Source organism: Nocardia cerradoensis NBRC 101014, assembly GCF_000308535.1.
Taxonomy (GTDB): domain Bacteria; phylum Actinomycetota; class Actinomycetes; order Mycobacteriales; family Mycobacteriaceae; genus Nocardia; species Nocardia cerradoensis.
On sequence record NZ_BAFW01000201.1, the window covers coordinates 1 to 13,541 of the forward strand.

General features: G+C 67.3%; 11 protein-coding genes. 6 read left to right on the plus strand and 5 right to left on the minus strand.

Translation table 11 applies throughout. The features are described 5' to 3' along the window. From ON23_RS21545 to ON23_RS37485, 4 genes are all read right to left on the minus strand, one after another. A partial coding sequence (locus ON23_RS21545; RefSeq protein ID WP_245556051.1) for a PfkB family carbohydrate kinase occupies positions 1-647 on the minus strand: 647 nt, incomplete at its 3' end. Beyond that, positions 644-1,801: an N-acetylglucosamine-6-phosphate deacetylase gene (nagA, locus tag ON23_RS21550; protein ID WP_039780376.1), complete on the minus strand. Its 1,158-nt coding sequence runs from the start codon at positions 1,799-1,801 to the stop codon at positions 644-646. The genes nagA and ON23_RS21545, both read right to left, overlap by 4 nt. Further along, positions 1,798-2,721: an ROK family protein gene (locus tag ON23_RS21555; protein ID WP_039780377.1), complete on the minus strand. Its 924-nt coding sequence runs from the start codon at positions 2,719-2,721 to the stop codon at positions 1,798-1,800. The genes nagA and ON23_RS21555 overlap by 4 nt, the downstream gene beginning before the upstream one ends. Then, positions 2,718-3,647, minus strand: a complete 930-nt coding sequence (locus ON23_RS37485) for an SIS domain-containing protein (protein ID WP_051043037.1) — start codon at positions 3,645-3,647, stop codon at positions 2,718-2,720. Before ON23_RS37485 ends, ON23_RS21555 begins: the two co-directional genes overlap by 4 nt. Here ON23_RS37485 and ON23_RS21565 point away from each other — a divergent pair. The 4 genes from ON23_RS21565 to rpoB all read left to right on the plus strand — a co-directional run bounded on the left by ON23_RS21565 (position 3,634) and on the right by rpoB (position 10,553). Continuing rightward, positions 3,634-5,025 carry an extracellular solute-binding protein gene (locus tag ON23_RS21565; protein ID WP_245556053.1) on the plus strand — a complete coding sequence of 464 codons (1,392 nt, stop codon included), beginning with the start codon at positions 3,634-3,636 and terminating at the stop codon, positions 5,023-5,025. The genes ON23_RS37485 and ON23_RS21565 overlap by 14 nt on opposite strands. Beyond that, positions 5,022-5,918, plus strand: coding sequence for a carbohydrate ABC transporter permease (locus ON23_RS21570; RefSeq protein WP_039780380.1), 897 nt, complete (start codon positions 5,022-5,024; stop codon positions 5,916-5,918). The genes ON23_RS21565 and ON23_RS21570 overlap by 4 nt, the downstream gene beginning before the upstream one ends. Next, on the plus strand, positions 5,915-6,766 hold the full coding sequence (locus tag ON23_RS21575; RefSeq protein ID WP_051043034.1) for a carbohydrate ABC transporter permease: 852 nt from the start codon (positions 5,915-5,917) through the stop codon (positions 6,764-6,766). Before ON23_RS21570 ends, ON23_RS21575 begins: the two co-directional genes overlap by 4 nt. 334 nt (positions 6,767-7,100) lie before the next feature. Beyond that, complete coding sequence (gene rpoB, locus ON23_RS21580) at positions 7,101-10,553, plus strand: DNA-directed RNA polymerase subunit beta (protein ID WP_051043035.1); 3,453 nt, start codon at positions 7,101-7,103, stop codon at positions 10,551-10,553. Positions 10,554-10,607: 54 nt separating this feature from the next. On the opposite strand, the gene ON23_RS21585 is transcribed toward rpoB, so the two are convergent. Continuing rightward, positions 10,608-11,231, minus strand: coding sequence for a TetR/AcrR family transcriptional regulator (locus ON23_RS21585; protein WP_039780381.1), 624 nt, complete (start codon positions 11,229-11,231; stop codon positions 10,608-10,610). 124 nt (positions 11,232-11,355) lie between these two features. Between ON23_RS21585 and ON23_RS21590 the strand changes: the two genes are divergently transcribed. Together ON23_RS21590 and ON23_RS21595 are read left to right on the plus strand one after the other, a co-directional pair. Next, a complete protein-coding gene (locus tag ON23_RS21590; protein WP_039780382.1) occupies positions 11,356-12,012 on the plus strand; it encodes a CatB-related O-acetyltransferase in 657 nt (218 codons plus the stop codon). A 13-nt stretch (positions 12,013-12,025) separates the two neighbouring features. After that, the gene (locus ON23_RS21595) at positions 12,026-13,321 is read left to right on the plus strand and encodes an erythromycin esterase family protein (protein ID WP_039780383.1); all 1,296 of its coding nucleotides are present in this window, start codon (positions 12,026-12,028) and stop codon (positions 13,319-13,321) included. Positions 13,322-13,541: the final 220 nt, after the last annotated feature.

Consider the following 13,541-nt stretch of genomic DNA (forward strand, 5'->3'; position numbering starts at 1 on the left):
ACGATCACCGCTGCCGCACCCGCGTCCACCAGCGCGGCGGCCGCCGCGGCCGCCTCGTCGGTCGTGGCCGGATGCGCGCCGGTCAGTGCCGCGAGTTCGTCGAGGTCCGGCATCAGGATCACCCCGGGCACCCGGGCGGCGGCCTCGAGGGCGAGACCGTCCACATCGCAGATCACCGGTACTCCGGCGTCGATGCCGATGCGGGCCAAATCGGCGGGCAGCGACGCGCGTACGCCGCCGGGCAGCGATCCGGAGACGACGATGCCGCCGGCCTCACCCACCAGCCCGCCCACCCGCACCAGCAGTTGATCCACCGCATCCGGATTGGTGAGTCGCGCCCCCGGCTCCCACAGCGAGGTCGCCGAACCGTCGTGGCATTCGCTGATCACGACGGTGCGGCGCACCCACGGCAACGCGTGCACGAAATCCACCGGCAGTTCCCGTTCGGCGGCCGCGGAGAACGTGTGATCGGCGAAACCCGTTGCCCGCGAATATTTCCCGATCTGATTGAGCACGCGGGTGACATTGATGCCCTTACCGCCGACACGCTGCTCGACGGACGAAACCCGATGCGCCCGTCCGGGTTCGAAGTTCTCGACGCGATAGGTCATATCGTAGGCCGGGTTCAGCGTCACGGTCAGAATCACCTCAACCACTGTCCTCGCCGCAGCACCGCGCGCAACTCCAGATCCGAATCCACGACCAGCACGTCGGCGGACATCCCCGGCCGCAGATCACCGACCGCCGTCGCGCCGATCGCGGCCGCCGGTGTCGCCGTCGCCGCGCGCACCGCGTCGACCGGATCCACGCCGCATTCGTGCACCGCCCAGCGCAGGCACTGCAACTGGGTCGCGGTCCCTCCGGCCAGCGCACCGCCCGGCACCCGCGCCACCCCCGCCTCCACCCGGACCGCCTGCGGCCCGAGGCGGTAGTCGCCGTCGGGCAGGCCCGCTGCCTGCATGGCATCGGTCACCAGCGCCACGCGGTGCGGAGCGGTCGCGAAAACCAGTGCCGCGAAACCGGATTCGATGTGCACGCCGTCTCCGATCATCTCCACCACCACATCTCCCGCAGCGGCGGCCACCAGCGCGGCGGCGACCGGGCCGGGCGCGCGATGATGCAGCGGCGCCATCGTATTGGCCAGATGTGTGACGAGCGTCCCGGATCCGCTGGGCGCCAGCGCTTCCCGGAACCGCTCGTAACCGGCATCGGTATGGCCGAGCGCCACCACCACGCCGTGCTCGGCGAGTTGCCCGGCGGCCGCGGCGAATCCGGGGCGTTCGGGCGCCAGCGTCATCACGCGCAGATACCCGCCCGCGGCGTCGAGCAGGCGCCGGATCAGGTCCGGATCAGGATCCAGAAGATAGCGGGGATCCTGTGCCCCACAGCGTTTTTCGGACAGGAACGGTCCTTCGACGTGAATTCCGGCGATCTCACCGCTCGCGGCCACCTCGCGCAACGCCGCGACCTGGGCCACCATCGTGTCGGGTGCGGCGGTCACGATGCTCGCCAGTACCGTCGTGGCTCCCTGCCGATGATGATAGCGCGCCGCCGCGCGGGCCTGTTCGGGATCGGTGGTGTCGAATCGGTGGCCGAAGCCGCCGTGGTTGTGGATGTCGACCAGACCGGGCAGCAATGTGCCGAGATGTGCAGGCGGTTCGGCGCCCCGATTCCCGAACGTCCATTGCGCGAGGGGCCGCACCGCTTCGATGCGCCCGTCCAGCACCTCGATCACCGCATCGTCGATGATCCCGGTCGAGGTGACCACGCGGCCGCGAAGCACCGGCTGTCCGTCGTTCATTCCAGGCCACCCAGCCGGGCGTACCGGGCCGCGCCGACGAGCCCGGCCCGCGCGCCGAAGGCGCCGGCGACGACCTCGGGCACCGGCGCCACCCGCACCAGCCGCTCCAGTCGGGCGCGCAGTCCGTCGATCAGCACCGGCCCGGCGCCCGCCAGTCCGCCGCCGATCACGACGCGCTGCGGGCAGACCGCGTGCACGACGCCCAGCAGTCCGTCGGCCAGTGCGTCGATCGCGTCGGCGATCACCGCCCGGGCGTGCGCGTCGTCCGGCGCGATCGCGAAAACCGCTTCGGCGCTGTCGATGTCGCGACCGGTGCGCTCGCGGTAGGCCCGTGCGATCGACGGGCCGGAGGCCACGGTTTCCACACAGCCGATATTCCCGCACGAACACCGCCGCCCGTCGCGACGCACCGGAATATGCCCGTATTCACCGGCTTGCCCGGCGCCACCGCGCACGAGCCGGCCCCCGACGATCAACGCCCCGCTGATTCCGGTGCCGAGATTCACCACCAGCACGTCGTCGGCGCCGCGCCCGGCGCCCAGGCGCCACTCCGCCCAGCCGGCCACGGCCACATCGTGTTCGATCAGCACCGGAAATCCCCACCGGTCCTGGAAGCGGCTGCCCACCTTCACCTCACGCCAGCCGATATTGCTGCTGAACACCGCCACCGACCGTGCGGCGTCCACGATGCCCGGCAGCGCGATCGCCCCGCGCCGCACGCCGGCCCGCGTACCGGAGGACACCTCGCTCAGTAATCGGTCGCCGAGTTCGGCCATGGCGTCGAACGCCCGCTCGCCGGGCGGGGTGGGCACCGTCGCGGCGGCGGCGATCCGACCGTCGGCATCGCTGATCTCCGCTTTGATCGTGGTACCGCCGACATCCATGGCGAGGACCGGATCGAGCTTCCCGGCTTCCCTCATCGCAGGATCACCGAGCGCCGGAGTCCGCGCGGATGATCGGGATCCACCCCCAGATCCGCGGCCCGCAGCAGGCACAGCCGATGCACACGCACCAGCTCGGCCATCGGATCGATATCGCGATGTTCGAAATGGGCGCCGGTAGCGAGTATTTCGTCGCGGAGCCCGGCGACGACGGGTCCCAGCGCCCATACCGCACGTCCGGGAGCCGCAATGCTGATGGGGCCGTGCCGATATTCGTTCGCGAGATATCCTTCCGTCCAGGCTCGGCAGGATTCCCGCAGTTTCAACCCCGCCTCGTGCGCCAGTGCCGCGGCGAAACCCGTTCCCACGAAGGTGATCTGCTCCGCCTGCCGGAGCGCGGCCGGCGCACTCGACTCGGCGGATTCGGCCAGGACCGCGCGGGCCTGTTCGATCGCCGGCGCGAGATCCTCGCCCAGATGCCACCGCAGAATCGCGAGAGCCGTTGTCGCGAAACGGGTTTGGACCACCGACCGCTCGTCGACCGCGTCGACCGGAATCGGATCGGCGAGCTCGAGGACCGGGGTACCCGGGCTGGAGCAGATCACGGTACGCGCCGCCGCGGCAGGCATCGCCCGCATCGCGTCGACCACCTCGGTGGTGGTGCCGGAACGGCAGATCACCAGATAGCGGTCGTATGCACGCCCGGTTCGCACCGCACTGGCCGGCCAGGCATCGGTGAGACCGTGCCCGGCCGACTCCCGGAGTTCGGCGATCGCACTCGCCATGAAATAGGAGGTGCCGCAGCCGACGACCGCCACCCGCTCACCCGGGTTCGGTAACAGCGTTCGGTGCTCTGCCGCGACCTCCGCCGCCCATACCCAATCGTCGGGCTGGGTGGCCACCTCGGCGGCCAGATGGGGCCGGGGCGGATGCGTGCGATCAGAGCTCTCGGTGGAGGGCGGCACGGTCTCAGAATCGGACCCCGATTCGATCATGTCAACTAGATTGGACGAGCCGGACCGGTCACCCCCTCCGGCATCCACCGATGTCCCGCGAATGCCGCAGGTGACGGTTGTCCGAAGGAAAAGGTTGACGCTGGTGTCCGGTCGGCCGCGCGTTCCGTTCGCGCTCGCCACGCTTCTCGTGGTGCTGTCGACGGCCGTCGCCGCATGCGGTTTCCGGGGCCGCAGCGCCGACGATTCCGATCCGAACGCGCTGGCGCTGCTGGTGCCCGCCTACAGCGACGCGACCCGTGCGGAGTGGAGCACGATCATCGCGAACTTCCGCGCGCAGAATCCGGCGATCACGATCCATCTCCAGGTCGAATCGTGGGATTCGATCAACGAGGTGGTCCGCACAGATCTGCAGTCGGTGACCACCACCCCCGACATTCTCGGCATCGATGCCTACTCCGCCTATGCCACCGACGACATGCTCTATGCGGCAACCGATATCGCCGATCCGGCGGTACTGCACGACATCGATCCCGGTTTCGCGCGCAACGCCTCCATCGACGGAACCCAGTGGGCGCTACCGCTGTTCGCCTCGACGCGCACGCTGTTCTACAACACCGATCTGTTCGCCCGCGCCGGCATCCCGGGCCCGCCGCGGACCTGGTCCGAACTTCGGGAGGACGCGCACCGCGTCCAGGCCCTCGGCGGCGGCATCTCGGGGTACGGCCTGCCACTGGGCAGTGAGGAAGCACAGGGCGAGACGTCGATCTGGACGTTCGGCGCCGGCGGCAGCTGGTCCGACGGCACCACCCTCACCGTCGACACCGACGCCAATCGGGAAGGGGTGCGGGATATGGCGGCCCTCGCCGCGGCGGGCGACACCCAGCCGAATCCCGGCTCCACCGATCGCAAGGACGTGATCAATGCGTTCATCCAGGGCCGGATCGGCATGATCGAAGGTCTGCCGCCGGTACTGGGCATGATCGGCCGGCAGAATCCGGCGCTGCGCTATGCCACCGCACCGTCACCGACGAAAACCGGTGCGCCCGTGACCCTCGGCGTCGCCGATCACCTGATGGCATTTCGCAAACACGGCAACAAGCAGGCCGCGATCCGGCAGTTTCTGAACTTTTTCTATTCGCCCGCGGTCTACTCGGATTTCGTGCGGGCCGAGCACTTCATCCCGATCACCGCATCCGGTGCGCGCGCACTCGCGCACGATCCGGTGACCGAGACCTTCGCCGCCACCCTGCCGGTCGCCCGCTTCTATCCTTCCGCCGATCCGAACTGGGCCGCGGTCCAGGGCGCGATCCGGCAGCAGATGGGCACGGTGACACAGGGCGCGGACCCGGCGGAGGTCCTGCGCCGCATCGCGCGGGCGGCGCAATGAGCAGCCCCCGCGGCCGCACCGGCTCCGCGATCCGCGCCCTGCCGTGGATCGGCCCGGTGATCATCCTGATCGCCGCCGTGGTCGCATTTCCCGCCGGACACATGATCTGGACCAGCACCCGCGACCTCAGCCCCTACGGTCGCGATCGCGGCTTCGCCGGGACGGCCAACTTCCGCCGGCTGTTCGGCATCGAGGAACTGGGCAGCGTCCTCGCCCACACCGTCGTCTGGGTCGTCGCCGTCGTGCTGATCACGCTGGTGCTCTCGGCGGCGCTGGCGCAATTTCTGGCCTTGGACTTTCCCGGCCGTACCCTGATCCGGCTGGCGATCCTGGTGCCGTGGGCGGCCTCGGTGGTCATGACCACGAGCATCTTCGCGTATCTGCTGGATCCGGAGGTCGGCCTCGCCAATCGCCTCCTGGTCGATATCGGTGTGCTCGATCGCGGTTTCGGATTCACCAAGGAGCCGGGACCGGCCTTCGCGGTGGCGATCGCGGTCGCGGTCTTCGTGTCGATCCCGTTCACCACCTATACGATTCTCGCCGGGCTGCACTCGATCCCGGCGGAGGTGGGCGAGGCGGGCCGGGTGGACGGCGCATCGGCCTGGCAGCGCTATCGATATCTGACGCTGCCGCAGCTGCGTCCGGCGATCGCGGTCGCCACCGTCGTCAACATCATCAACGTCTTCAATTCGCTGCCGATCCTGCAGGTGCTGACGGGCAGTATCGCCGGATTCTCCGCCGACACCACAACCACGTTGACCTACAAGCTGATTCGGCAGAATCAGCAACTCGCCACCGCCGCGGCGATGAGCGTGCTGAACTTCGCACTGATCGCGGTGATCATCGCGGTCTACGTGAAACTGATCCGGCCGGGCGCGCAGGCCGGCACATGACCACCCGGGAGCGCGCCGTGCGGACACCGAAGCGGCGCTGGGGACTGACCGCGGCCGGCGTCGTGATCGCGGCCGTATTTCTCGTCCCATACGTCGTGATGGTGCTGGGATCGCTGAAACCGCGGTCGGAGATCCTGCGTATTCCGCCGTCCTATCTGCCGCATCGGTGGCGGCCCGGGAACTACGCCGATATGTGGCACACCCCGGAGACGCCGCTGCCGTTCAATATCGTCAGCACTCTCGCCATCGCCGTGCTCGCGACCCTGCTGGTGCTGGCGGTGGCCGTACCGGCCGCGTATCACACTGCGCGACGGCGATTTCCGGGTAGAGCCGTCTTTCTCGGCGCGGTGCTGGTCACCCAGATGTTGCAACCGGCGGTGCTGGTGACGGGCCTGATCCGGGAGTTCTTCGCCGTCGGCATCAACGACACCTGGTTCGCGATGATTCTGGTGAACGCGGCGTTCAACCTCTCTTTCGCGGTGTGGATCCTGCACAGCTTCTTCGCCTCCGTTCCGGTGCAGATCGAGGAAGCCGCGCAACTCGACGGATTGTCCCGGCCACGCATTCTGTGGCGAATCAGCCTGCCGCTGGTATGGCCCGGAATTGTCACCGCGACGATTTTCGTCTTCGTCTCCTGCTGGAACGAATTCGCGGCGAGTCTGGTGGTATTGACCACCCCGGAAAATCAGCCGCTCTCGGTGGCGCTGACGAAATTCGTCGGTCAATACGACACCGCCTGGCAGTTCGTGTTCGCCATCTCCACCGTCGGCATCGTGCCGGTGGTCGTGCTGTTCGCACTCATCGAGAAGCGGCTGGTCGCGGGCCTGACCGCGGGAAGCGTGAAGTGACCGGCACGACTCGCCGGCCCTGACGACAATCGACTTGACGAATCGCATATCCGGCTGCCATTATTGAAGTGGGAAGACACCGAATATGCGGTGTCTGAATTTTTGTCGTTCTCTCGACAACCTTCTTATTGCGGTGTACTTTGGGACCTCCCGCAGCCCGGATGCCCGCCAACTCTCGAAATACGAAACAGCCGTGAACAGTGATGCAATCTGCGCGTCGCTGTCCATCGGCTCGGCCGAGGCATGTTCGGACGACATCCGGTGCGGACTGTGCAGACAGCCCCTACAGGACAAGCAGATCTCGTACCGGTCACCCGTGGCGTGACCGCGCGAGGTGCTGGAAGGATGCGCCTTGACGATCTCGCAACGACTCTCGTTCGCGAAACTGACCGAACCCCTGGAGATTCCGGGACTGCTCGAGGTTCAGACCGATTCGTTCGCCCGGCTGGTCGGGGCGCCCGAATGGCAGCGGCGCGCGGCGGCGCGTGGCGAAGACGCGATCGGCGGACTCGCCGAGGTGCTGGCCGAGATCAGCCCCATCGAGGACTTCTCCGAAACGATGTCGCTCGCCCTCTCCGATCCGCGCTTCGAAGAGGTCCAGGCCTCGATCGAGGAGTGCAAGGACAAGGACATGACCTACGCGGCACCGCTGTTCGTGACCGCGGAGTTCATCAACAACAACACCGGTGAGATCAAGTCGCAGACGGTCTTCATGGGTGATTTCCCGATGATGACCGACAAGGGCACCTTCATCATCAACGGCACCGAACGCGTCGTGGTGTCGCAGCTGGTGCGTTCGCCGGGTGTGTATTTCGACGAATCGATCGACAAGGGCACGGAGAAGACGCTGCATTCGGTGCGGGTGATTCCGTCGCGCGGTGCGTGGCTGGAATTCGATGTCGACAAGCGCGACACCGTCGGCGTGCGGATCGACCGCAAGCGGCGGCAGCCGGTCACCGTGCTGCTCAAGGCACTGGGCTGGAGCAGCGAACGGATCGCCGAGCGGTTCGGCTTCTCCGAGATCATGACCACGTCGCTGGCCAAGGACAACACCGCCGGCACCGACGAGGCACTGCTCGACATCCACCGCAAGCTGCGGCCCGGCGAGCCGCCGACCAAGGAGTCCGCGCAGAACCTGCTGGAGAACCTGTTCTTCCGGGACAACCGCTACGACCTCGGCGCGGTCGGCCGCTACAAGATCAACAAGAAACTCGGGACGCACGGGGGTCGCACCGGCGGTCCGCGCGTGCTGACCGAGGACGATATCGTCACCATCATCGAGTACCTGTTGCGTTTGCGCGCAGGCGATTCCACGATGACCGCGCCCGGCGGGACCGAGGTGCCGGTCGAGGTCGACGATATCGACCACTTCGGCAACCGGCGGGTCCGCACGGTCGGCGAGTTGATCCAGAATCAGATCCGCATCGGGCTCTCGCGGATGGAGCGAGTGGTCCGGGAACGGATGACGACTCAGGATGTCGAGGCCATCACCCCGCAGACGCTGATCAACATCCGCCCGATCACGGCGGCGGTCCGCGAGTTCTTCGGCAGCTCACAGCTGTCGCAGTTCCTGGACGAACGCAATCCGCTGGCGAGCCTGACCAACAAGCGCCGGCTCTCGGCGCTGGGGCCGGGCGGTCTGAGCCGGGAGCGCGCCGGCCTCGAGGTCCGCGATGTGCACTACAGCCACTACGGCCGGATGTGCCCGATCGAGACCCCGGAAGGTCCGAGTATCGGGCTTATCGGCTACCTCTCGGTGTATGCGCGGGTCAATCCGTTCGGTTTCATCGAAACCCCGTATCGCCGCGTGGTCGACGGCGCCGTCACCGACGAGGTCGACTATCTGACCGCCGACGAGGAGGACCGGCACGTCGTCGCACAGGCCAACGAACCGCTCGATGCCGGGGGCCGCTTCGTCGCCGCGCGAATTCCGGTGCGGCGCAGAAATTCCGAAGTCGAGCTCGTCGATTCGACCCTGATCGACTATATGGATGTCTCGCCGCGCCAGATGGTGTCGGTGGCGACCGCCATGATTCCGTTCCTCGAGCACGACGACGCCAACCGCGCCCTGATGGGTGCGAACATGCAGAAACAGGCGGTGCCGTTGCTGCGCACCGAGGCGCCGCTCGTCGGCACCGGTATGGAGCGGCGAGCCGCCGTCGACGCCGGGGACCTGATCGTCAACGAGAAAGCCGGTGTGGTGGAGGAGGTTTCGGCCGACTACATCACCGTCGTGCACGACGACGGGACGCGCCGCAGCTATCGACTGCGCAAGTTCTCACGCACGAATCAGGGCACCTGCGCCAATCAGCGGCCCATCGTGGACGAAGGGCAGCGGGTGGCCGGCGGGGATGTCCTCGCCGACGGTCCGGCCACCGAGAACGGTGAGATGGCGTTGGGGAAGAACCTGTTGGTGGCGATCATGCCGTGGGAGGGTCACAACTACGAGGACGCGATCATCTTGTCGCAGCGTCTCGTGGAGGAGGATGTGCTGACCTCGATTCATATCGAGGAGCACGAGATCGATGCTCGTGACACCAAGCTCGGTGCCGAGGAGATCACCCGCGATATTCCGAACGTGTCCGATGAGGTGCTGGCGGATCTGGACGAGCGTGGCATTGTCCGTATCGGTGCCGAGGTGCGTGATGGTGACATCCTGGTCGGCAAGGTCACTCCGAAGGGTGAGACCGAGCTGACTCCGGAGGAGCGGTTGTTGCGTGCGATCTTCGGTGAGAAGGCCCGCGAGGTGCGTGACACGTCGTTGAAGGTGCCTCACGGTGAGTCGGGCAAGGTGATCGGTATTCGGGTGTTCTCGCGTGAGGACGACGACGATCTGCCGCCGGGTGTGAACGAGCTGGTGCGTGTGTATGTGGCGCAGAAGCGCAAGATTCAGGACGGTGACAAGCTCGCCGGCCGGCACGGTAACAAGGGTGTGATCGGCAAGATCCTGCCGAAGGAGGATATGCCGTTCATGCCGGACGGCACCCCGGTCGACATCATCTTGAACACTCACGGTGTGCCGCGTCGTATGAACATCGGCCAGATCCTGGAAACGCATCTCGGATGGATCGCCAAGGCCGGCTGGGACATTCGGCTCACCGACGGCGCGCGCCCCGACTGGGCCCAGCGTTTGCCCGCGGAACTGCTTTCGGCACAACCGGATACGAATCTCGCCACACCGGTGTTCGACGGCGCCCACGAGGCCGAACTCGCCGGCCTGCTCACCTCGACGCGGCCCAACCGCGACGGGGAGGTCATGGTGGGCGCGGACGGTAAGTCGGTGTTGTTCGATGGTCGGTCGGGTGAGCCGTTCCCGTATCCGGTGGCGGTGGGGTACATGTACATCCTGAAGCTGCATCACCTGGTGGACGACAAGATCCACGCGCGGTCGACGGGTCCGTACTCGATGATCACTCAGCAGCCTCTGGGTGGTAAGGCGCAGTTCGGTGGTCAGCGTTTCGGTGAGATGGAGTGCTGGGCCATGCAGGCCTACGGCGCGGCCTACACGCTGCAGGAGCTGCTGACGATCAAGTCCGACGACGTGGTCGGTCGTGTGAAGGTCTACGAGGCGATCGTCAAGGGCGAGAACATCCCCGAACCGGGCATCCCGGAATCGTTCAAGGTTCTGCTCAAGGAACTGCAGTCACTGTGCCTCAACGTCGAAGTACTGTCTGCCGACGGCTCGTCAATCGAATTGCAGCAGGCCGACGAGGACATCGACCGCACCGCCGCGAATCTCGGAATCAGTCTGTCCGGCAACGAATCCGCCGCGGCGGACCTGGGCTGAGCGGGTGACCGCGCACCCCACGGGTGCGCGGTCGACGGCCGCGACGCGTAATCCCTACCCCGCGGCGAACGCACCCGCTTGCGCCGCCAGCACCGCCGCGGTGGCGGCCCGCCGCGGCCCCTCGGGATCGGCCGGGGTCCGCAACAACACCAACTGGTGATACAGCGGTGCGGTCGCGGCGACAAGGACTGCGCGCGTATCGGTTTCGGCGGGGATCTCACCGCGGTGGATCGCCCGCTCGACGACGATCTCGCATTGCGCGTAGCGGTCCTCCCACAGCTGCCGCAGCGCTCGCGCCGCATCCTCGGAGCGGAAGGACACCGCGATCAGCGCCGAGGCGATCGACGACTCCTCGGTGAGTGAATCCTGGATCTCCCGGTCGAGTTCGGTGAGATCGCCTGTCAGCGAGCCGGTGTCGGGCGGCTGCCAATCCAGATCGCTCGCGGCGGCGAAGACGTCGGCGATCAGGCCGCCGACATCGCGCCACCGCCGATACACCGTGGTGCGGTGCACGCCCGCGCGCGCCGCCACCGAATCCACGGTCAGCGCGTCGTATCCGTGCTCGGTCAATTCCGCTTGCACCGCGGCCAGCACGTGCTCGCGGATGCGAGCGGTGCGTCCGCCCGGCCGTGCGGTGGGCTGCCGGCCGACCGCGGGCTCGTTCGCTGCAGAGTTCATCGTCGTTCATCCGGTTGCTCGGCGGGATGGAGTGTGCCATCATCCTAAAGCAACATTCGTCGCATTAATGCGTCGGTCGCGATTTTCACGCTCTCCGAACAGCCACGGACAGAAGGGTTTTCGTATGCCCGGCCAACTCCCCGTCACGGACCCGAACACGCTGCATCCGATGCCGGGACAGCCGCGGGTCGTCCTGCTGAAACCCCTCGTCACCTCGCCGCTGATCGAGGTCGGCGAATACTCCTACTACGACGATCCGGACGACCCCACCACGTTCGAAACCCGCAACGTCCTGTACCACTACGGTCCGGAGAAGCTGATCATCGGCAAGTTCTGCGCCCTCGCCACCGGCGTGCGATTCATCATGAACGGCGCCAACCATCGGATGGACGGGCCCTCGACCTTCCCGTTCCCCACCATGGGAGGCGCATGGTCCCGGCACGTCGACCTGCTGATGGAGCTGCCCAATCGCGGTGACACCGTGGTCGGCAACGACGTCTGGATCGGTTACGGCGCCACGGTGCTGCCCGGAGTGCGCATCGGCCACGGCGCCATCATCGGCGCCGGTTCGGTGGTGACCTCCGACGTCCCGGACTACGGCATCGTCGGCGGCAATCCGGCCCGGCTCATCCGTCACCGCTACAGCGCGGCGGATATCGACCGCCTACTGGCCCTCGCCTGGTGGGACTGGCCGCCGGCGCACATCGACGAGCACGTCCGCACGATCATGTCCGGCACCGTCGACGGCCTGGAGAAAGCGGCGCCCGCACAGACCTCCTGAATCGAGTAACCGCATGCCCGAACCACTCACTGCCGTCTCGCTTGCCGACTGGCTTCGCGACCACGCCTTACCACTGACACACCTCGACCCCGACGGCCCGCTCGACGACCTGGAACCGCTGCGCGCGATCATCGGGGCCGCTCGGGTGGTCGCGATCGGCGAGAACTCCCACTTCATCACCGAGTTCCAGCAGATGCGGCAGCGACTGCTGCGTTTCCTGGTCGAACGCTGTGGCTTCACGGTCCTGGCCTTCGAATTCGGCTTCAGCGAAGGCTTACTCCTCGACGACTGGGCGCAGGGCGCGGGGACCGACGACGAGTTGGCGGCCCAGCTGGCCGGCACGATTCCGGTCGGCGTCGGCGCACCGTTGCGCTGGATCCGGCGGTACAACCGCACCGCCGCCACGCCGGTGCGCTTCGCGGGCGTCGACATCCCGGCCGCCGGCGGGTCCCTGCTCCCCGCGCTGGGCCCGGTCGCCGACTACCTGCGTGAGGTGGATCCGGAGACGCTGCCGTCGGTGGAGACGGCGATGCGGATCGCCGAATCCTTCGCCGGCGCGTCCGCTGCCTCGGCGGCGCCGGCATGGTCCCGGCTCCCGGCTTCCGATCGGGACACCCTCAGTGCGATCCTGGCTCGCCTGCTGATCCGGTTCCGAGCCGTCGAATCGCTGTACGTGTCCCGGAGCGATCGGCGCGGCTACGACATCGCGCGGCACCGTCTCGAAGCGGCCTGCCACGCCGACTACGGATTCGGCGCCATGGCAGACCTTTTCGCCGGTACCGGACTCACCGCCGCCACCTCGGCGCGCGACAGCTATATGGCCGACACGGTCCTGTGGCATCTGCGCCGCTGCGAACCCGGGTCCCGCATCGTGCTGGCCGCCCACAATGCCCATATCCAGAAGGAGCCGGTCTCGTTCGACGGGCAGAATCCGGCCGGGTTTCCGATGGGGCACTATCTGCACCGCGCTCTCGGCGACGACTACTTCGCCCTGGGCTTGACCAGTACGGAGGGACACACGGCGGAGATGCTGCCCGACGAGCGCGCGCCCCTCGGCTTCACCGTAGACGCAACGTCTTTGGCGCCGGGTGCGCACGGCAGCGTCGAAGCCGCCTTCGCCGAGGCCGGAGGCGGGCCCGGGCTCGCCGACCTGCGCCGCGCACGCCGCGAGATCAGCGGTCCGGACGCGCGGCCGGACCGCACCCGGTTGCAGAGCGCCTACCTTCACGTCCCGGTTCTCGATGCCTTCGACGCCATGCTCGACACCCGGATCTCCACCGTGGCCGACCTGGACAGCGGAACACACTGAGACCCACCGGCATTCGGCCGGTGCCACCGCGCGCAGCGATGCCAATCAGAAACATTGGGCGTGGAGTATTACAGTCGTGGAATCGCTCCCACCAAAACACCTTCTGCTGGAGGCCTGCCGGGGTCTGACCTACGACGGTCATCCCGTGCTGAAATGCGCGTGCCGCCTCAGCGAATTGCACGAGCAGAGACTGTCCGCCGCGCCCGGGCCGACCCTCGAC